The following is a 20,127-nucleotide window of genomic DNA, read 5'->3' as shown; positions in this document are numbered from 1 at the left end:
GTCTATGGCCAGAACATCCGAGCCATCCGTGACGCCGCACAGGGCGTTTATGTCTGAGCCGGATTGGCACGCCGCTCTGGTTTTCGGGAACAGGGTGACTGTCTGGCCCATGTCGGGTGACGCTCCGCTGGGCAATGGGCAAACCCATGCGCTTTCAGAGTTCTCCGATCTGCCCGGCCCCGTGGTTGCAGCGGGTCTTGACGTGTCGGCCATACCCGTGCCGGCCCAAGTCGGTCCGAGCACCACATATGCGGCCAACCTGCCCCATGTCGCCGCCATTCCCATGATGCAACAAGACCGCCCAGCCGCACTGACGCGGGGGGCGGAAACCGCCGTGGCCGGTTATCTGTCAACCCATACGACCTTTGACGGGGTGCTGCTGGTCCTGGGGGCGGAAACCTGCTGGGTGCATGTCTCGGCTCGGGAAGTGGTGAGTTTTCAAAGCTTCCTGACACCCGAACTGGCCGCCGCACTGGGGGCGGAGCCTGCTGTGACGAACGCCGATTTCACCGACGCCCTCACAGAAACACTCTCGCGCCCCGATCGGCTTGCCCAGCAGCTTGCCAGCGCTAGGGCCGCCCGCACCGGTCAAAGCCTCGCCCATCTCATCGGTGCGGAAATCGCGGCCGCAAAGCCATACTGGCTGGGCCAGACCGTGGTCATACTTGGCGATGAGGCATCAACGCCGCCCTATCTGCATGCGCTGCGCAACACCGGCACAACGGTACAAACATACGGGTTTGAAACCGCTCTGATCACCGGGCTGGCCCAAGCTTGGAAGGCCCTCGCGAGCGGTCCTTCTTCTTGCTGAAAATACGGCAACACGCCACCTGCCCGGGGCGCGACACCGGCACTCAAAGCCGATCCGCGAAGGCCTCGAGCAGCTTGTGTTTGAGGATCTTGCCCGTCGGTGCGGCAGGCAGGGCGGTGGCCAGAATGATCTGGCCGGGCCTTTTGTATCCAACCAGCCGTTCGGCCACGAAAGCGCGCAGGTCTTCGGGCGCAAGATCACAACCTTCCGGTACCTGACAGAAGGCGACGACCTTTTCATCGCCATCCACCATGCGTCCGACCACCGCCGATTGAATGACTTGCGGGTGATCGTTCAGCGCCGCCTCGACCTCGGGGGGATAGACGTTGAAGCCGCCATGTATGATCAGCTCCTTCGAGCGGCCAAGTATGTGCAGAAAGCCGCGTTCATCCAGCATGCCCAGATCCCCGGTGCGCAGCCATCCTTCGGCATTCAGCACCCGCGCCGTTTCCGCAGGGTTGCGGAAATAGCCCGGCATGACATTGGGGCCGCGCACCAGGACTTCTCCGGATCCCTGCCCGCCGCCGGGACCGGTTTCGTCGATCCGCACCTCCACCCCCGGCAGGGGTGGGCCGGTGGAAATGTCCGGATCCCCGATCAAGCTCTGGGTGATCGACACGCCGGCGGTTGTTTCGGTCATCCCATACCCGTTTTGCAGGGCAACGCCGTAAAAGGCCTCGGCCTGTCGTTTCCACGCCGGATCCAGCGGGGCGGCACCGGATGAGACATAGCGCAACGTCTGGCTGGGGAGCCGGTCATAGCCCTGATCGCGGGTGTATTGCATCAGCAATGCATGCATCTGCGGCACCGCCGAAAGAAGCGTTATGCCACCGACAAGCGCCTCATAGAGGCGGGCGGCCGAGAACCGCGGCTCGAAGCGGATCGCCGCCCCGGTGACAGCAGCAGCGGTCACCACCGAGGCAAGGCCGAAGACATGGGTAAGCGGCAGCACGCCATAGATCACGTCCGCCTCGGACATCTGGCGCAGCCTGGCCGAGGCCGACCCGCCAAAGATCAGGTTTTCATGGCTCAGCATGACACCTTTGGGATCGCCCGTCGTACCGGTGGTGTAAAGAACCACCGCGATATCGCCCTCGCCTTCGGGATCGCTGTCGCGCACCACCAGATCCAGCGCACCGAACCGGCCATGGATCGCAACCGCCTTCAGGCGCGACGCATGCGCGGCAGCTTCGGGTGAAACCGCCGAAATGATGACGATGGCCGCGGGCGTGGCATGGCCGATCACCCGGTCGATCTCGGCGGCGGTCTGGCGCGCATTGAACGGGATCACCGCCGCGCCAAGCCGTGAAGCGGCAAACAGAACGGCAACGGCGCAGGCGCAGTTTTCGGCCAGCAGCAAGACCCGGTCGCCGGGCTGCACGCCCGCGCCCTGCAGCTGTGTCTCGACATCCGTGATTGCAGCGTCCAGATCAGCCCATGTCCAGTTGGCTCCGATCGTATCGCTCAGCGCCGGGGCCTCTGGCCGTGTCCGGCTTTGCGCCCTGGGCAGATCATGCCAGAGGCTCATCCCGCGATCTCCTGCGTTACGACGCCCTCAAGCCGGCCAATGGCCTGCAGGGCTTCGGTCTCGATCCGGGCAATGATATCCGCCATGGGTTCGACCCGGTCCGTCAGCCCCAGCGCATGACCCGCCGACAGCATCCCGCGTGAGACATCGCCGGTCTGATAGGCCTTGCGCCCGATCTGGCCCGACACCAGTGGGAGGAGATCCTGAATGGTGACATTCGGATTGTCCTGTTCCATGCGGGCGACCTCTTGCGTGGTCTCATTGGCCAGGGTGCGGATGGTGTTGCGCACCGATGACATGGTCAGCGCGGTGTCACGCTCGGTCGCATCGACCAGGGCCTGTTTATATCCCTGATGCGCGTTGAGTTCCTCACTCACCAGAAGCCGGGTGCCCATCACCACGCCTGACGCGCCCATCGCCAGAGCTGCCACCAGTTGCGAGCCATGGCCCACGCCGCCGCCGATGAGGAACGGAATGTCGAGATCGCGCCCCGCCATGGCGGCGTTCACGAAAGAGCCGATCATATCCATGCCGGGATGCCCGCCGCATTCCGCGCCGACGATGGCGACCATATCCACGCCCACGCTTTGGGCCTTGATCGCATAGCGGACGGCCGGCACCTTGTGGATCAAGGTCAGGCCAAGATCCTTGAGCAGCGGGATATAGGGTTCGGGATTGCGGCCAGAGGTTTCGATCACACTGACCCCCTCCTCGGCGATCAGGCGAAAGATACCTTCGGTTTTCTCGCCCGGCACCAGCTTGGGCAGCATCGAGACATTCACGCCAAAAGGCAGGTCACCGCAGGCAGCGCGCGCCGTGCGGATCTGGGCGCGCAGGTCGTCGGGTTCAGGGAAACTGGCGGCGGTGATGAACCCCATAATCCCGGATCTGGCCGCTGCGGTGACATAGTCGGCGTCAGCCAGCCACTGCAGTCCGCCCGCCAGAACCGGCAGGCGAATGCCAAGCTTGCGGGTCAGTGCGGTGTTCCAGCGATATGTCATGTCTCAGAACCTGGGGGGGCGTTTTTCAAGAAAGGCGGCGATGCCTTCGGCGGCTTCGGGGCCTCCGGCAGCGGCGGCCATGCCGTCACGTTCGGAATCCAGCTGTTGCGCCTCGCTGGTCTCATAGGCTTCGCACACCAGCCGCCTGATCATTCCCTGGGCTGCGCGCGGCCCTCTGGCCAGCGCATCCGCCAGCCCATGCGCCGTCGCGTCGACCTCTCCTGCCGGGACAACCGCATTCACCGCGCCCAGCGCCAACATCCGTTCGGCAGAAACCGGGCGGGCCAGCAGGCACATTTCCATCGCCAGTGCGCGTGGCACGAGACGCGAGAGCGCAGAGGTAAGCCCGGCGTCCGGCACAAGCCCGGCCTTGACATAGGCAGCGGTGAATTTCGCGCCCTCAGCCGCCACGATCAGATCGCAGGCCAGCGCCAGCGAGGCTCCGGCCCCGGCGGCCCCGCCCTCGACGGCTGCGATCACCGGCACGGGAGAGCTGCGGATCAGGCGCACCAGATCATGCAGTTCATCGACCTTTTCGCGGCGTTCCGCCTCGCTCAACTCACGCCGCGCGATCAGCACATTCAGATCACCACCAGCGCAGAAGAACCCGCCTTCAGCCGTCAGGATCACCGCGCGGATACGCTCTTGCTGCGCGGTTTCCAGAGCGGCGCGGATCGCCGCATAAAGATCCGGCGAGAGGGCACCGCGCCGATGCACATTCATGTTCACGACCACCAGACGATCGGTTTTGTCGTCCACGCGTGCAAGGGTCATTGCGGCCTCCCGACTGGTTTGAACACACCGCTGGCACGGGCCAGCACGGTGCCGCTTTCATCTCGCAATTCGGCGTCGGCATAATGGATCTTGCGCCCGCCGCCGACTCGACGGCCCACAGCCGTGACCGTCGCGTTTTCCAGACCCGGGGCCAGATACTGGATGTTCAGGGTCACCGTCACCAGAAGCGCGTCACCATCCGGTGCAAGGTATCGGGAGACGGCAAACCCCGCTGCGGCATCCAGTATCATCGCCACGATCCCGCCGTGCAGCGACCGGTTGCGGTTCAGGTGCTGTTCGATCACCGTCAGGGTCACGCGGGTCGAGCCGTCTTCGGCGCTCAGATCAATGTCATAGCCGATGAGGTCCTGCGCTCCGCTCCCCGGAGCGGCGCTGTCACGCGGCGCTGAGTTCAATGAAACGCTCCAGATGGTAATCGGCATCGCCAAAGCGGTGGTCGGTCATGACGATGCGCTTGGCGATATGGGCCAGTTCATATTCCTGCGTCATGGCAATGCCGCCATGCAACTGGATCGATTCCTCGGCCACCAGACGCCCGGTGCGAGACACCAGATTGCGCGCCCCCGCGATGTTGAGATCACGGATGCGGGTATCGCCATCCAGATTTCCAGCCGCGTTGATCACGGCGGAACGGGCTTGTTCGAGCTCGATCAACATATCCGCCATGCGGTGCTGCAATGCCTGAAAGGTGCCGATCGGGCGACCGAACTGTTTGCGCGTGGCAAGATATTCATTGGTCAGCGCCGTGGCGGTGACCATCGCGCCAAGGGCTTCGGAAGCCAGCGCCACATGCGCCAGAGCCAGCGTATCGCTCAGCGGCACCCAGCCTTTGCCCGCCGCACCCAGCCGGGCAGAGGCAGGCAGGCGGACACCATCCAGTGTGACTTCGGCCGCGTGGCCACCGGCCAGCATCGGATAGCCACGCATCGTCACACCGGGCGTCTGAACCGGCACCAGCACCAGAGAGATCCCGTCGGTATCATCCGCGGCTCCGCTTTCGCGGGCCGAGACGATCAGATGGCCTGCGGCTTCGGCATTGATCACAACGGCCTTTCGTCCGTTCAGAACGATGTCCCCGCCCTCGGCAACGACGGTGGTTTCCACATGGCTCAGATCATATCGGCTGACCGGTTCGCCATGGGCGAGCGCCAGATGGGCCGCTCCCGAGATGACCTCGTCAATCAGCTCTTTCTGGGCTTCCGTCCCAACGGCCGCTATCAGGCGGCCACCCAGAATGGCGGTGTCCATGAAGGGTTCGACCACACCGGCGCGCCCCAGTTCCTCGAACACCACCGCGATGTCAAAGCCCGCGCCGCCAAAGCCACCCTGATCTTCGGTAAACAACGCTCCGATGACGCCAAGTTCGGCCAGCTCGGCCCATATCTCGGCGCTCATGCCCGCGTCGCTGGAAATGATCGCATTGCGCGTTGCAGTGTCATACCTGTCGCGCAGATAGCGCCGCAGGGTGTCCTGCAACATCTGGCGTTCTTCGGTCAGATCGAAATTCATCGTCCACCCCCCATCATGGTCTTGGCGATGATGTTCTTCTGCACCTCGTTGGAGCCGCCAAAGATCGACAACTTGCGATAGTTGAAATACTGCGCCGCAAGAGGGCCTGCATAGTCCGGCCCGATGGGGTTGTTGTCCCCATCCAGAGACTCCGACGGAAACGGCATCGCATATGGTCCGACCGCGCGGCGAGCCAGATCGTTCAGTTCCTGACGGATCACCGTGCCCTTGACCTTGAGCATCGAGGCTTCGATCCCCGGTGCTTCTCCGGCGGCGGCCTTCGAGACGATCCGCAGGTTCGAGGTGGACAGCGCCATCAGGTCAATTTCCACCTGCGCAATGCGTGCCGCGAACAGCGGGTTCTGAATCAGTGGCTTGCCATGGGCGCGCTCGGCCTTGGCGATGCGTTTGACGCTTTCCAGACCGGCTTGGGAAAAGCCCACACCGGCAATGTTGGTACGCTCGTGGGTCAGCAGATACTTGGCATAGGTCCAGCCCTTGTTCTCTTCACCCACAAGGTTTTCAACCGGCACTTTGACATCGGTGAACCAGACTTCGTTCACCTCGGGTGAACCGTCCAGAAGGATAATGGGGCGCACTTCGATACCGGGGGTATTCATGTCGATCAGCAAGAACGAGATGCCTTCCTGCTGCTTCGCCTCGGGATCCGTGCGCACCAGGCAGAAGATCCAGTTCGCGTGTTGGCCCAATGTCGTCCAGGTCTTTTGCCCGTTGACTATGTAATGGTCGCCTTGTCGCACCGCCCTGGTTTTCAGAGAGGCAAGATCCGATCCCGCGCCGGGTTCGGAGTATCCCTGGCACCACCAGTCAGAGCCATCCAGAATACGCGGCAGGAAGTGATCCTGTTGTTCCCTGGAGCCGAACTTCATCAGCACCGGGGCCAGCATCGACAGGCCGAACGGCACGATGCGGGGTGCATCGGCGCGGGCGGCCTCTTCCTCGAAGATATGGCGCTGCACCGCATTCCACGCGGCACCACCAAACTCCACAGGCCAGTTCTGCGCCAGCCATCCCCGCGCATTCAGCGTTGCATGCCACTGCTCCATGTCCTCCTTGGTCAGGCCATCGTGACCTTTGCGGACTTTTTCGGCGAGTTCCGGGCTGACGCTGGCCTCGAGAAAGTCGCGCACCTCGGCGCGGAAGGCCTGTTCCTCGGGGGAATAACTGAGGTCCATCAGATGTCTCCTTAACTGTAGATTTCAAAGAGACCGGCGGCACCCATGCCACCACCGATACACATGGTGACAACGCCCCATTTCGCGCCGCGCCGCTTGCCTTCCAGCATCAGGTGCCCGGTCATGCGCGCGCCCGTCATGCCGAAGGGATGGCCGATGGCGATGGAGCCGCCGTTGACGTTGTACTTGTCCGGGTCAATTCCCAGCCGGTCGCGGGAATACAGCGCCTGCGAGGCAAAGGCCTCGTTCAGCTCCCAAAGATCAATGTCGTCAATTTTCAGCCCGTGACGTTCCAGCAGGCGCGGCACGGCAAAGACCGGACCTATGCCCATCTCATCGGGCTCACAGCCCGCGACTGCAAAGCCCTTGAACGCGCCCAGCGGCTCGAGCCCTGCCTTTTCAGCCGCCACGCTGTCGATCAAGGTCACCGCGGCTGCGCCATCGGACAATTGCGAGGCGTTGCCCGCAGTCACATAGCCGCCTTCGCGTACGGGCTTGAGGCTGGCGAGCCCTTCCAGGGTCGTGCCCGGGCGGTTGCATTCATCGCGATCCAGAATGACGTCCTGCATGGAAACCTCACCGGTTTCCTTGTCCTTGACGGCCATGGTTGTCTGCATCGGCACGATTTCATCCGCGAATTTTCCGCTGGCCTGTGCGGCTGCGATCAACTGCTGGCTGCGCAGGCCATATTCATCCTGATACTCGCGGCTCACACCATAGCGTTCTGCCACGATGTCGGCGGTCTCGATCATGCTCATGTAGATCGCGGGTTTGTGCTCCTTGATCCATGGCTCGGGGCTGGAGGACACATCGGCCTGAACCATCGAGATGCTTTCCACACCGCCCGCAATCATTGGCCCCGCGCCCTCTTGGGTGATGGCATTTGCGGCCAGTGCGATCGTCTGCAGACCGGACGAGCAATATCGATTTACCGTCATGCCCGACGTTGTGACGGGCATTCCCGCGCGGATGGCAATCTGACGCGCGATGTTCTGACCGGTAACCCCCTCGGGAAAGCCGCAGCCGATGACACAATCCTCGAATTGATCCAGCGGTATGCCCGAGCGTTCCACGGCAGATTGCACCGCATGACCACCCAGTGTCGCCCCATGGGTCATGTTCAGCGACCCCCGGAACGATTTCGCAAGACCCGTGCGGGCGGTAGAGACGATTACGGCTTCTCTCATGAATTTATCCTTCCTTGTTCAGGTCATCGAAGCTTTTGCCTTCGGCAACAAGCTGTTCGAGCAAAGGCGCGGGGTGCCAGAAGAAGTCATCCTCTTGGGCGTAGCGTTTGATATCGGCAAGCAATCCGGGAAGGCCCTGAATATCGGCCCATTTGAGCGGCCCGCCGTGATAGCGCGGAAAACCATAGCCAAAGAGAAGCGCCATATCCACATCCAGAGGACGCCGCGCGATGCCTTCGCCCACGACCTTGGCGGCTTCGTTGACCATCGCGGCCATGTACCGGCGCACGATCTCATCATCCGAGAACGCCTTCGGCGTGATGCCCTTCTGTGCGCGCTCGGCCTGAATGAATTCCATCACGTCCGGGTTGGGCGTACGGGTCCGTGCGCCTTTTTCATAGATATAGAATCCCTTGCCGGTCTTTTGGCCGAAATTTCCGCCCTCACAGATCTTGTCCGCGAAAGAGGCATCGCGCGCACGCGGATCCAGCCCTTCGGCCCGTCTGCGTTTGCGCACGGCATAGCCGATATCAAGGCCGGCCAGATCGCCAACGGCATAGGGCCCCATCGCAAAGCCGAACGCCTCCAGGGCGTCATCGATCTGAAACGGGGTCGCTCCATCAAGGATCATGTGATCCGCTGCGGTGCGATAGACCGCCAGAATGCGATTGCCGATAAAGCCATCGCACACACCCGCGCGCACCGAGATCTTGCCAAGCCGTTTGCCCAGCGCAAAGCCGGTCGCGACGACATCGGGCGCGGTTTTATCCGCAACCACGATCTCGAGCAGTTTCATCACATGTGCAGGCGAGAAGAAATGCAGGCCGATGACATCTGCCGGGCGACTGGTCGCGGCGGCGATTTCATTGACATCCAGATAGGAGGTGTTGGTCGCCAGCACCGCACCGGCTTTGCACACCGCGTCCAGCTTGCCAAAGACCTCTTTCTTGACATCCATGTCTTCGAACACGGCCTCGATCACCAGATCCGCGCCGCTCAGCGCATCGTAACCCGTGGCCAGCGTCAGAGCGGTTTCGGTCAGATGGGTGAACTGATCCTCATTGATCTTGCCGCGTTTGAGAGCGCCTTGCAGATTTCCCGCGATCCGGCCCTTGGCTGCCTCGGCGGCGTCTTGGGTCATTTCCAGCATGGTCACTGTCAGCCCGCTCAGCAATGCGGCCGTCGCGATCCCGGCCCCCATCGTACCGCCGCCGATCACGCCAATGTCCTTGATGTCACGCGGCTCGATACCTTTCAGCTCGGGCAGTTTGCTGACCGCGCGTTCGCTGAAGAACGCATGGATCAGACCCTGACGCTGATCTGTATTCATCAGCTCGAAGAACAGTTCGCGCTCGCGCTTCATACCTGCAGCAAACGGCAGTTCGACCGCCGCCTGAACTCCGCGCACCGCAACCGCCGGCGACAGCTGACCGCGCGATTTCTTGAGTACGGCCTCATAAATGGCGTCGAAATCCGCGCCTTCGGGATTGGGCATCTCGCTGATCGCGCGGCGCGGGGCACCGGCATCAATCAACTCACGCGCATAGGCCAGACCGATCTCGCGGGGTGTCCCTTCCTGAACCCGATCGAGGATTCCCAACTCGGCCGCCTCCTTGGCTGCGATCTGACGGCCCGAGGTGATCACCTCGATGGATTTCTCGACACCGATCAGGCGCGGCAAGCGCTGGGTGCCGCCAGCACCCGGCATGACGCCGATCAGCACTTCGGGAAGGCCGATGCGCGCGGATGGCACGGCGATGCGGTAATGCGACCCCAGCGCAATCTCGAGCCCGCCCCCCAAAGCGGTTCCATGCAGCGCCGAAACAACGATCAGCGGCGAGGCTTCGATCCGTGTGCACACATCCGGCAACCACGGTTCCAGCGGCGTCTTGCCGAATTCCTTGATGTCCGCACCGGCAAAATAGGTCGAGCCTTCGCCATAGATCAGCACCGCTTTGGCACCGTCGCCCTCGGCCCGTGCGATCCCGTCGATCAGGCCCTGACGGACAGCCTGGCCCAACGCGTTCACCGGCGGATTATTCGCCGCCAGCACCGCGATGTCGCCCAGCAATTCATAGTGAATGGCCTCGCTCATGACCCACTCTCCCTTTTTGTTCCCTCCGCGCCCAAGCCCGGCTCCGTCCGTCGTTCATACCCAGTCTGACGAAAGCCGCGCAAATCCTCTGCGGGGTTGCGCAGGCAGAACCTTGCGTCACTTGGGGCGCGGGACCGGTTTCACGGGGCGGTGCAAAGACCCTGCGCAACCCGCCAAAAGACCGCTCGCTCCGGACCAAAGGCCAGTGCAGGCCCGCGTGCAAGCAGTTTTTCGCAATCCATTCGCCGCAGTCGAGATCCACAGCATCAAAACTTCTTGACTGATCGTTCAGTCAAACTCCAGAGTTGCCACCATGGGAGAGCCAAAACATCAGGATTCGCCGATCTCGGCACGCGACCGCATTCTGGATGCCGCCGAAATCGTGTTTGCAGATGACGGGTTTTCCGGTGCCGGCATGAAAGCAATTGCACTGCGTGCAGAGGTCGCCCAGGGCCTTCTTCATTATCATTTCACCAACAAAGAGGGGCTCTACGCCGCCGTCATCGAACGCCGCTCAGGCATCATCAATGCAGATCGGCTGGACCGCCTTGAGCGCGTGGATCCAAGTGCACCTGACGCGGTGCAGCAGATCTTGCGCGCCCTAATGGAACCCCCCCTTGGACCCAAAGGCGGCGGGCGCGCCTATGCGCGCATCCTTGCCGGGCTGACGGTGGGCGATGCGCGTGACGCCGAGCTTGTGCGCCTACACTATGACGCCACAGCCGCACGGTTCATCGACGCCCTGCGCCGCGCCTTGCCCGGAGCCACGCAAGCCGACATCAGTTGGGGATACAATCTTGCCATTGGCACACTCGTGGCAGCTGTCTCCAATTCGGGACGCTCGGAACGCCTGGGCGGCTTGGATCGCGCAGACACCAGCCGCCGGGACGTACTCACCACTCTGGTGACATATGTCGAAGGCGGCATCCGCGCGCTGACTTCGGAACATCCAAAGTCCCCGTAATCCCCGGCTTGCCGGGTTTTCATCTTTTTTGGGAGGAAAAGACACATGAACCTGAAACACCTCGCCGTCGCAGGCGTATTGGCCGCCATGCCCATGGCAGCCAGTGCCGAAAGTTTCTCTGCCACCATCGTTGCAGGCCACCCGCCTGTGTTCCGCTGGGTAAAGATGATCTCGGACGTCTTCATCCCCACCGCGACATCGGAAATGGAGGCAGCAGGCCATTCCATCACCTTCTCCGAGCAATATGGCGGCTCTCTCGCCAAGGTCGGTGAGGAACTCGAAGCCGTCGAGGCCGGGCTGGCCGAAATAGGCACCTGCTCGTCGCTGTTCGATCCCGCCAAACTGGCGGTACAGAACGTCACCTATTACACGCCCTTCACGACATCGGACATCGCCAAGGTGTCAACGATCCTCAACGACATGCATGCAAACCTGCCGGCGATGACCCAGGCATATGGAGAAAACGGCGTGGTCTATCTTGGCGCGCCGATCGTTATTGACGACTATCTTCTGATGACCAACTTTCCGGTAAACTCGCTGGCCGATCTTGACGGCCGCAAGATCGCCGCTCCAGGTGCCGCGATAAACTGGCTGTCGGGCACCGGAGCCGTGGGCGTATCGGGCAACCTGACCACCTATTACAATGAACTGAAAACAGGCGTCTATGATGGGGTGATCGTCTTTGCGTCCGCCGCCCTGCCCGGCAAGCTGTTCGAGGTCGCGCCCTATATCACCAAGACCGGCATGGGCGCACAATACTCCGGATCGCTTTGCGCGAATGCCGATTGGTATGACGCCCTGCCCGAGAACGCCAAGGTAGCGCTGAAGACCGCAGCCGATGCGGCACAGGTCTGGTATGTCGACCAGCTGCAAAGCGCGGTGACGACCGCCCTCGCTGCCATGGGCGACGCCGGAGCCACGATCATCGACGCCCCCGAGGGCATGCGCGAAGCCTGGGCCGCAGGGATGGACAACGCCGCGCGCGTCTGGGCCGATCAGCTTGACGCCCAGGGCCAGCCCGCCTCCGAAGTGCTCTCAAGCTACATGAATGCGATGCGCGCCGCCGGGGCCACGCCCCTGCGCAACTGGGACACCGAGTAAGGGCAGATGTCCGAGAGCCAACATACGCAGCGCGAGCCCCTTGCGCTGCGTATCCTTGATGGGGTCACGCAGGGGCTGAACGTGGCCGGGTCGACACTGATCCTGCTGTTGATGGTGCTGGTTGGTATCGACGTGGCGGGACGAAACCTCTTTGGCAATCCGGTCAGCGGTGTGCCGGAACTGGTCACGCTGTCGATCGTCGCCATCGTTTTCCTGCAAATCCCGGCCGCGCTTCGACAGGGTCGCATGACACAGTCCGATGCCTTTCTTGGCTGGCTGACGCGCGCCCATCCGATGGTTGGACATGCGCTTGCGACACTCTTTGACCTGATCGCAATCGCGGTGATCTGGGTCATTGTCTGGACGACCTGGCCGATCTTCACACGGGCCTGGGAACGCGGCGAGTTCATCGGCGCATTGGGCGATTTCACGGCACCGGTCTGGCCCGTCAAGCTGATCCTGATCATCGGAGGCACGGCCCTGATCCTGCAATTCGCTGCCCGTGTATGGAGGCGCTACAGATGACGTCCTCCTCCTGCTTCTTTCTGGTTCCAAATACCCCAGGCCGACACCAACCACCCGCGCGGAGCGTCGCATGACGCCCTTCGACATCGGCCTTTTGTCCCTTGTTGCCATGGGTCTGGCCGTCATGGCGGGCATGTTCGTGCCGATCGCACTCATGGTCTGCTCGTTTGTCGGGGTCTGGGCGATCAAGGGCTCTCCAGTGCTGGCTTCCAAGCTTTTGGCACTGGCCGCCAATGATGCCATTTCCAGCTATTTCTTCGGCGTTGTACCGCTTTTCGTGCTGATGGGCTTTGTGGTCTCAGAGGCCGGTTTCGGGCGCGATGCGTTTGACGTGGCCAATAGCGCGTTCCGCAGGCTCAAGGGGGGTCTGGGAGTCGGCACGGTCGGTGCGAACGCGATCTTCGCCGCCATCACCGGGATCTCGATCGCTTCGGCGGCGGTGTTCACCAAGATCGCCGTGCCGCAGATGATCCGCCATGGCTATAATCCGCGCTTTGCGGTGGGCGTGGTCGCGGGCTCTTCGGTGCTGGGCATGATGATCCCCCCCTCCCTGCTGCTGATCCTCTTTGGTATCCTGGCCGAACAAAGCATCGGAGACCTCTTCATCGCAGGTATCGGCCCGGGCCTGCTTCTTGCGGTCTTCTTCGCCCTTGGCATCGTGGCCATGGCGGTGTTCACCCCCGGCTTTGTCGGCAATCCCGATGAATCCAGGATAACAGCGATCCGGGGCACGGAACTGCTGCGCAAATCCCTGCCGATCCTGATCCTGATCCTGCTGGTTCTGGGCGGCATCTATACCGGTGTCTTCACACCGGTCGAAGCCGGGGCCATGGGCGCAATCGGGGCCCTGGTCTTGGGGTTTGCGATGCGCCGGCTGACCCTGAAATCCCTCTGGACGGTATTGGTGGAAACCGGGCTTGTCACCGCGACGGTGTGCTTTCTGATCATCGCCGCGCAGATGTATTCCCGGATGCTGGCGCTGTCGGGCGTGCCCGCAGGCCTCGGGTCGCTCGCGTCGGATGCGGATCTTGGCTATTGGGGCGTGATCCTGATCTACTGCGCCATCGTGATCGCCATGGGGATGATCCTGGATTCGTCCTCCATCATGCTGATCCTTGTGCCGCTGATGCTGCCTGTGGTCATTCCCATGGGCGTCGATCTGATCTGGTTCGGCATCGTCACGGTGCTGGCCGTCGAAATCGGCCTGCTGACGCCTCCGTTCGGGATATCGGTCTATGTGATCAAGGCCACGCTGGATGATCCCGACATCACGCTGGCGGATATCTTTCGAGGCGCAGCCCCCTTTGCCGGGATCATGCTGATCGTGCTGAGCCTTGTTCTGGCCTTCCCGGTCATTGCCACCGGCCTCATTCCCCAGTCCTGAAAGGAGCCCTCATGCCGCGCCGATACATCGACCTTTCTGTTCCCCTGGAGACCGGCATCGCATCCGATCCGCCGATGATGCTGCCCCAGATCGAATACCTGGATCACCAGCAAACCGCAGAACAGGTCATGATGTTCTTTCCGGGCCTGCGCAAAGAAGACCTGCCCGGGGGCGAAGGCTGGGCGATCGAGCGCCTGCAGATCGCGACCCACAATGGCACCCATGTGGATGCGCCCTATCACTATCACTCGACCATGAACAAAGGCGCGCGTGCAATGACCATCGACGAGGTGCCGCTGGAGTGGTGCTTTGGCGCGGGTGTGAAGTTCGACTTTCGTGACAAACCCGATGGGCATGTGGTCAACGCCGCAGAGATCGAGGCGGAACTTGCCCGGATAGGCCATGATCTTCAGCCGCTCGACATCGTGCTTGTGAACACGGCCGCAGGTTCGCATTATGGGCAGGAGGACTATCTGCTGAAAGGCTGTGGCTTTGGGCGGGAGGCGACGAATTTCCTGACATCCAAAGGCGTGCGCATGGTCGGAACCGATGCCTGGAGCTGGGACGCGCCTTTTGCCCATACCGCAAGGGAATACGCCAGAACAGGAGATGCATCGATCATCTGGGAAGGCCACCGCGCGGGGATGGATCAGGGATATTGCCAGATCGAGAAGATGACCAATCTTGACCAGTTGCCCGACACCGGTTTCACGGTCTCGGCCTTTCCGTTCAAGATCAAAGCTGCCTCGGCCGGATTTACCCGCGCCGTCGCGATACTCGAGGAGTAGATCACATGAGACTTGGAACCGTCCGTTACGACACCCGCGACCGCGTTGTCGCCGATCTGGGCGAAGGAAAGATGCTGGATCTGCATCTCGCGGCCGAACATGCCAACGAGAATGCCGCGCTTTTCGTCGATATGCTGTCGGTCATCTATAATTCCGATGCGGCCCTGGATCTGGCGGGATCCCTGATTGCCAATTCCACAAATGCCGCGATCTTGCTGGAGGAAGACATCACCTTCTGCCCGCCAATCCTGCCGGTGCAGTACCGCGATTGCCTGGTGTTTGAAACACATCTCAAGAACAGCTTTGCGCGGGCGGAAAAGATGACGGGCCGTCCCTTTATGATCCCGCCCGTCTGGTACGATCAGCCGATTTACTACAAGGGCAACCGCATGTCCTTTATCGGGCATGGCGCGGATGTGATCTGGCCATCTTATGCTGCGCATCTGGATGTGGAACTGGAACTGGCCATCATCATCGGAAAGAAGGGCAAGGATATCTCGGCGGCCGATGCGCCCGGCTATATCTTTGGCTATTCGATCCTCAACGATGTCTCGGCGCGCGATGCCCAGATGATCGAAATGCCTGGCCAGCTTGGCCCCGCCAAGGGCAAGGATTTCGACACTGGAAACATCCTTGGCCCCTGGATCACGACGGCGGATGAGATCGCCCATCCGGCCAGTCTTGCCATGGAACTGACGGTAAACGGTGAGCGCTGGGGGGGCGGGAATTCCAGTGAGATGCACCATGATTTCGGCCGGATCATCGAACATATCTCGGCCAGCGAAACGCTCTATCCCGGTGAGGTGATCGGCTCGGGCACGGTGGGCACAGGCTGTGGGCTGGAACTGGGCAAACAGCTGCAGGACGCAGACCGTTTCGAGCTGACGATCGAGAAGATCGGCACCTTGTCCAACAGGATCGTCAAACCATAGGCATTGATCCCTGGCGGATCGGCAGGGCGTTTCGCTGATCAGGATCTGACATCCCACGTCGCGCGGCACCGATGTTGCTTTTTGGGTATTTGCGACCAGAAAGAAGCAGGAGTGGGACCGTCAGCCCTTGTCGGTCAAGGGCACCACGTTGGTGGGTTCTTCCGGCGAGAGTTCCTCGAAATCGAAATTGTCGAGCCGGGCTGCGCGTTTGCCTGCGCGTTCTGCCGCGATACCGATGCCTTCGACGTCTTCTCGCGCCTGACGGAAATGGGTGTCGAGCTTCGACACGCGCTCTACGACGATCTCAACGTCGCGGTGCAGCTGGCGCAGCGTTTTTCGGATCGCGCCTGTCTGTTCGCGCATCCGCGCGTCCTTGAGGATTGCGCGCATCGTGTTCAGGGTCGCCATGCAGGTGGTGGGCGAGACGATCCAGACGCGCGCCGCAAAGCCCTCGCGCACGAGTTCGGGAAAATTGGCGTGCAGTTCGGCATAGACCGCTTCGGATGGCAGGAACATCAATGCACCATCTGCGGTTTCGCCATCCAGAATGTATTTCTCGGAAATCGCCTTGATATGGGCGCGCACCGCCGTCTTCATCTGCCCGGCGGCCAGTTTGAGCTCGGGTTCACTGCCCGCCCTGCGCAGCGCCTCATAGGCCTCGAGCGGGAATTTGGAATCGATCACGATCGGCCCGGGCGGGTTGGGCAGATGGATCAGACAATCGGCCCGCCGCCCGTTTGTCAGCGTGGCCTGAAACGTATAGGCATCCGATGGCAGCGCCTTGGAGACGATATCGTTCAGCTGAATTTCCCCGAATGCCCCGCGCGTTTGCTTGTTGGACAGGATATCCTGCAGGCTCAGCACATCGCCCGAGAGTTTGGTGATGTTGTCCTGGGCCTTGTCGATGGCCGACAGCCTCTCTTGCAGCTGGCTGAGCGAGGCGGTGGTCTGTTTGGACGAGCCGTGCAGGCTTTCCTTCATCCGCTCCTGCATCTCGGTCAGCGCCCTGTTCTGGCGCATGGCGTTATCGGCCAGACGGTCCTGCAGTTGCTGCTGAACCGCGCCCAGACGGGCTTCCATGGTCTGGATCACCTGTGTCTGCGCATAGGCCTGAGTGTCGGACACCATCTGAAGGCCACCGCGCAATTGCTCCTGCCCCAGACCCAGTTGCTGCACATGGCCGCCCAGAATGCCCATCTGCTGCGCCAGAGGCTCGGCCAGCCGCGCAGAGCGGCCTGCGGCGCGCACTGCCAGCACCAGAAGCAGCAGGATCAGCAAAACCACCCCGGCTCCGACAAGGGCTGCAATCACCAAAGGATCGCCGAGCGCATAGGTTTCTTCGCCAATCTGGATCATGTGCGTCCAAACAACCGTTCTATATCGCTCAGCTTCAGTTCCACATAGGTGGGCCGGCCATGGTTGCATTGTCCGGAATGCGGGGTGGCTTCCATTTCGCGCAACAGCGCGTTCATCTCTTCGGCCCGCATCCGCCGGCCTGAGCGGATCGAGCCATGGCAGGCCACCCGGCTGAGGATCGCCTCGATACGGGCCTGCAGGTTTGCGCTTTGGCCCTGATCCGCCAGTTCGTCCAGAATGTCGAGGATCATCGCCCTGGCGTCCACATCTCCCAGAATTGCGGGGGTTTCGCGTACTGCGATGGCTCCGCCTCCGAAGGGTTCTATTCCCAGACCAAAGCCTGCAAGCTCGTCAGCGACACTGAGCAGCCGCGCGCAATCGCCCTCGCTCAGTTCCACGATCTCGGGGATCAGCAAAGCCTGGGACGCAACCCCGTTCCGGGCCATCTGCTGTTTGAGCTTTTCATAGACCAGCCGCTCGTGGGCCGCATGCTGATCAACAATCACCATGCCAGTTGCGGTCTGGGCGATGATGTAGTTCTCGTGCACCTGTCCGCGCGCGGTCCCCAGCGGCAATGCATCCGTCTGTTCTTGTGATGGTACATCGAACACCCGCGCCGAATAGCCCTCGGACAGTTCTGCAAACCCCTCGGGAGCCTGCCCCTGATAAGCCGCGACACGCGCACCACGCGAAGGACGATCCATCTGATAGACCCGGCCGGGTGCGGCTGCGGGTTCGGGCCGCATCGCCCCGAGGGTGGCACCTGCCAGGGTCGAGGATGCACGATGCCCGGCCTCGGCCAGGGCATGGCGCAGCGCGGAAATGATCAAGCCGCGCGCCACGCCCGGATCGCGAAACCGCACTTCGGTCTTGGCCGGATGGACGTTCACATCGACAAGGTTGGGATCGCAGTCAAAGAACAGTGCAGCCGCCGGATGGCGGTCGCGGCTGAGAAAATCCATATAGGCTGCGCGCAATGCTCCGCCCAGCATCTTGTCGCGCACGGGCCGGCCATTGACGAAGAGGTACTGCGCCACCGCCGCGCCGCGCGAATATGTCGGAAGCGCGGCGTAGCCCATCAGACGCAATCCGTCCCGCGTTGCATCAACGGGCAAAGCATTCTCGACGAAATCCGCGCCAAGAATGCGCCCCAGCCGCGCGCGCAATGCGTCAAACAAGTCTCCCTGCTCTGCATCCGCGCGGAAGGTTATGCGGCCTTCGCCTCCGCCCGTGACATCGCGCAGGGTGAAGGACACCCCGGGCTCGGCCATGGCCAGCCGTTTGACCGCATCCGTGACCGCCTGTGTCTCGGCCCGGTCCGAGCGCAGGAACTTGAGCCGCGCCGGCGTGGCGAAAAACAGGTCGCGCAGTTCCACGACGGTGCCTGCACGCAGGGCGGCAGGTTTCACCGGATCCATCCGCCCGCCGGCGACTTTCAGCATCGCCGCCTCATGGCCCGGGGCCCGGCTTGTCAGCGTCAGACGACCGACAGCCGCCAGCGAGGCCAGGGCTTCTCCGCGAAACCCGAAGGTGTGGATGTTCAAAAGATCGCTGCCGTCGATCTTGGATGTCGCATGGCGCGCCAGTGCCAGCTCCAGATCCGGAGGCGCAATCCCACAGCCATCATCCGTGACGCGGATCAGGGTCTTGCCGCCATCCGCATAATCTATGGAAATCCGCGTGGAGCCTGCATCAATCGCATTCTCGACCAGTTCCTTGACGGCAGAGGCAGGGCGTTCGACGACTTCACCGGCGGCGATACGATTGATCGCGCCCTCGTCCAACTGACGGATTACAGGGCGAAAATCGCCGATATTGCGGTCTGGGATGGCCATAACGCTAAACCTAGCATGTCCCGACGCGATTCTGCCACCGCAATCGCGCGCGCATTCCACCTGCCAGTCCCCACGATTTCTGCAATAAACCGTGGGGTCAAGGATCAGTCGTAGCGCAGTTCCCGCGCCTTGCCGCGAAACACCATGTAGGACAGCACGGTGTATCCGCCGATCATCGGCAGCACCACACAGGTGCCGATGAGGATGATAAACAGGCTTTCCGGTGCACTGGCAGCTTCATAGATCGTCAATTGTTCGGGCACGACATAGGGATAGAACGAATAGGCCAGGCCGAAGAAAGACAGCATGAACAAGACGATCGACGTGACAAAGGGAAACCATGCCCAGCTGTCGTCGTTTGTGGGCAGGCGTTTGAGTGCCATCCACAGCAGCACAACCAGCGCAACGGACATCAGAGGCAGCGGGGCCAGTGCGAAGATCTCGGGCACCGAGAACCACTTGGCCCAGATCCGCTCGCTGACCATGGGCGAGGCCATCGAGATCGCAGCCAGCCCCAGGATCAGCCCCCAAATGCCGCCACGCGCCCAGGCAACAGCTTTTTTCTGAAGCGCGTCCGAGGTCTTCAGGATCAGCCAGGTCGCACCGATGAACGAATACCCCACGGTCAGAAAGATCGCAGTAAGCGCGCCAAACACCCATGTGGCCCAGTTTTGTTCAAGGCCCATGATGTACAGCCCCAGCATGTATCCCTGTGACAGCGAGGTCATCATTGATCCAGCAAAGAACGCGCCGTTCCAAAGTCTCTTGTGCGGTATCGGGGCCTTTACACGAAACTCAAAGGCAACCCCGCGAAGGATCAGGCCAATCAGCATCACCGCGACCGGCAGATAGAGCGCCGTCAGGATCGTTCCATGCGCGGACGGAAAGGCCACAAGCAGCATGCCCACGGCAAGGACCAGCCAGGTTTCATTGGCATCCCAAAAGGGGCCGATCGACGCGACCATCATGTCTTTTTCATCGTCATCGGCAAAGGGAAACAGAACCCCCACGCCCAGATCGAACCCATCCAGAACAACATAGATCAGGATCGACAGGCCCATCAGCCCCGCGAAGGTCAGAGGCAACCAGACATTGGGGTCTCCAAAAAGCTCCATATCCG

General features: G+C 61.8%; 18 protein-coding genes. 7 read left to right on the top strand and 11 right to left on the bottom strand.

Annotated features, from left to right (window positions below; translation table 11 throughout):
- Positions 1–109: 109 nt before the first annotated feature.
- Positions 110–811 carry a 2-dehydro-3-deoxygalactonokinase gene (locus tag WAO69_RS09570; protein WP_422178420.1) on the top strand — a complete coding sequence of 234 codons (702 nt, stop codon included), beginning with the start codon at positions 110–112 and terminating at the stop codon, positions 809–811.
- 43 nt (positions 812–854) lie between these two features.
- On the opposite strand, the gene WAO69_RS09565 is transcribed toward WAO69_RS09570, so the two are convergent.
- The 8 genes from WAO69_RS09565 to WAO69_RS09530 are packed head-to-tail and all read right to left on the bottom strand — an operon-like array spanning position 855 to position 10,122.
- Positions 855–2,339 (bottom strand): class I adenylate-forming enzyme family protein, encoded by a 1,485-nt coding sequence (locus tag WAO69_RS09565; RefSeq protein ID WP_422178418.1) that lies wholly within the window; start codon positions 2,337–2,339, stop codon positions 855–857.
- Positions 2,336–3,340: an NAD(P)H-dependent flavin oxidoreductase gene (locus WAO69_RS09560; protein ID WP_422178416.1), complete on the bottom strand. Its 1,005-nt coding sequence runs from the start codon at positions 3,338–3,340 to the stop codon at positions 2,336–2,338. Before WAO69_RS09560 ends, WAO69_RS09565 begins: the two co-directional genes overlap by 4 nt.
- A 3-nt stretch (positions 3,341–3,343) precedes the next feature.
- The gene (locus WAO69_RS09555; protein ID WP_422178414.1) at positions 3,344–4,114 is read right to left on the bottom strand and encodes an oxepin-CoA hydrolase, alternative type; all 771 of its coding nucleotides are present in this window, start codon (positions 4,112–4,114) and stop codon (positions 3,344–3,346) included.
- Complete coding sequence (locus tag WAO69_RS09550; RefSeq protein WP_422178411.1) at positions 4,111–4,530, bottom strand: PaaI family thioesterase; 420 nt, start codon at positions 4,528–4,530, stop codon at positions 4,111–4,113. The genes WAO69_RS09555 and WAO69_RS09550 overlap by 4 nt, the downstream gene beginning before the upstream one ends.
- The gene (locus tag WAO69_RS09545; protein WP_422178409.1) at positions 4,511–5,644 is read right to left on the bottom strand and encodes an acyl-CoA dehydrogenase family protein; all 1,134 of its coding nucleotides are present in this window, start codon (positions 5,642–5,644) and stop codon (positions 4,511–4,513) included. Before WAO69_RS09545 ends, WAO69_RS09550 begins: the two co-directional genes overlap by 20 nt.
- Positions 5,641–6,840 carry an acyl-CoA dehydrogenase family protein gene (locus WAO69_RS09540; RefSeq protein ID WP_422178407.1) on the bottom strand — a complete coding sequence of 400 codons (1,200 nt, stop codon included), beginning with the start codon at positions 6,838–6,840 and terminating at the stop codon, positions 5,641–5,643. The genes WAO69_RS09545 and WAO69_RS09540 overlap by 4 nt, the downstream gene beginning before the upstream one ends.
- An 11-nt stretch (positions 6,841–6,851) precedes the next feature.
- A complete protein-coding gene (locus WAO69_RS09535) occupies positions 6,852–8,027 on the bottom strand; it encodes an acetyl-CoA C-acyltransferase (protein ID WP_422178405.1) in 1,176 nt (391 codons plus the stop codon).
- Between the two features lie 4 nt (positions 8,028–8,031).
- Positions 8,032–10,122, bottom strand: coding sequence for an FAD-dependent oxidoreductase (locus WAO69_RS09530; protein ID WP_422178403.1), 2,091 nt, complete (start codon positions 10,120–10,122; stop codon positions 8,032–8,034).
- 313 nt (positions 10,123–10,435) lie between these two features.
- On the opposite strand from WAO69_RS09530, the gene WAO69_RS09525 reads away from it, so the two are divergent.
- The 6 genes from WAO69_RS09525 (at position 10,436) to WAO69_RS09500 (ending at position 15,816) form a co-directional block, all read left to right on the top strand.
- Positions 10,436–11,086 (top strand): TetR/AcrR family transcriptional regulator, encoded by a 651-nt coding sequence (locus WAO69_RS09525; RefSeq protein WP_422178401.1) that lies wholly within the window; start codon positions 10,436–10,438, stop codon positions 11,084–11,086.
- 45 nt (positions 11,087–11,131) lie between these two features.
- On the top strand, positions 11,132–12,187 hold the full coding sequence (locus WAO69_RS09520) for a C4-dicarboxylate TRAP transporter substrate-binding protein (RefSeq protein WP_422178399.1): 1,056 nt from the start codon (positions 11,132–11,134) through the stop codon (positions 12,185–12,187).
- Between the two features lie 6 nt (positions 12,188–12,193).
- Positions 12,194–12,712: a TRAP transporter small permease subunit gene (locus WAO69_RS09515; protein ID WP_422178397.1), complete on the top strand. Its 519-nt coding sequence runs from the start codon at positions 12,194–12,196 to the stop codon at positions 12,710–12,712.
- Between the two features lie 70 nt (positions 12,713–12,782).
- Positions 12,783–14,096, top strand: a complete 1,314-nt coding sequence (locus tag WAO69_RS09510) for a TRAP transporter large permease (RefSeq protein WP_422178395.1) — start codon at positions 12,783–12,785, stop codon at positions 14,094–14,096.
- Positions 14,097–14,107: 11 nt separating this feature from the next.
- Positions 14,108–14,884, top strand: coding sequence for a cyclase family protein (locus WAO69_RS09505; protein ID WP_422178393.1), 777 nt, complete (start codon positions 14,108–14,110; stop codon positions 14,882–14,884).
- Between the two features lie 5 nt (positions 14,885–14,889).
- A complete protein-coding gene (locus tag WAO69_RS09500; RefSeq protein WP_422178391.1) occupies positions 14,890–15,816 on the top strand; it encodes a fumarylacetoacetate hydrolase family protein in 927 nt (308 codons plus the stop codon).
- 120 nt (positions 15,817–15,936) lie between these two features.
- Here the strand turns inward: WAO69_RS09500 and WAO69_RS09495 are convergent, their stop codons facing one another.
- The 3 genes from WAO69_RS09495 to WAO69_RS09485 form a co-directional block, all read right to left on the bottom strand.
- Positions 15,937–17,172 carry a DNA recombination protein RmuC gene (locus WAO69_RS09495; protein ID WP_422178389.1) on the bottom strand — a complete coding sequence of 412 codons (1,236 nt, stop codon included), beginning with the start codon at positions 17,170–17,172 and terminating at the stop codon, positions 15,937–15,939.
- On the bottom strand, positions 17,169–19,007 hold the full coding sequence (mutL, locus tag WAO69_RS09490) for a DNA mismatch repair endonuclease MutL (protein ID WP_422178387.1): 1,839 nt from the start codon (positions 19,005–19,007) through the stop codon (positions 17,169–17,171). Before mutL ends, WAO69_RS09495 begins: the two co-directional genes overlap by 4 nt.
- Before the next feature lie 104 nt (positions 19,008–19,111).
- Entirely contained in the window at positions 19,112–20,122 is a 1,011-nt protein-coding gene (locus WAO69_RS09485) for a cytochrome d ubiquinol oxidase subunit II (RefSeq protein WP_422178385.1), read from the bottom strand.
- Positions 20,123–20,127 lie beyond the last annotated feature (5 nt).

This window comes from Aestuariivita sp. (genome assembly GCF_049276915.1).
Lineage (GTDB): Bacteria > Pseudomonadota > Alphaproteobacteria > Rhodobacterales > Rhodobacteraceae > Aestuariivita.
This window is presented reverse-complemented; position numbering and strand designations above follow the sequence as displayed.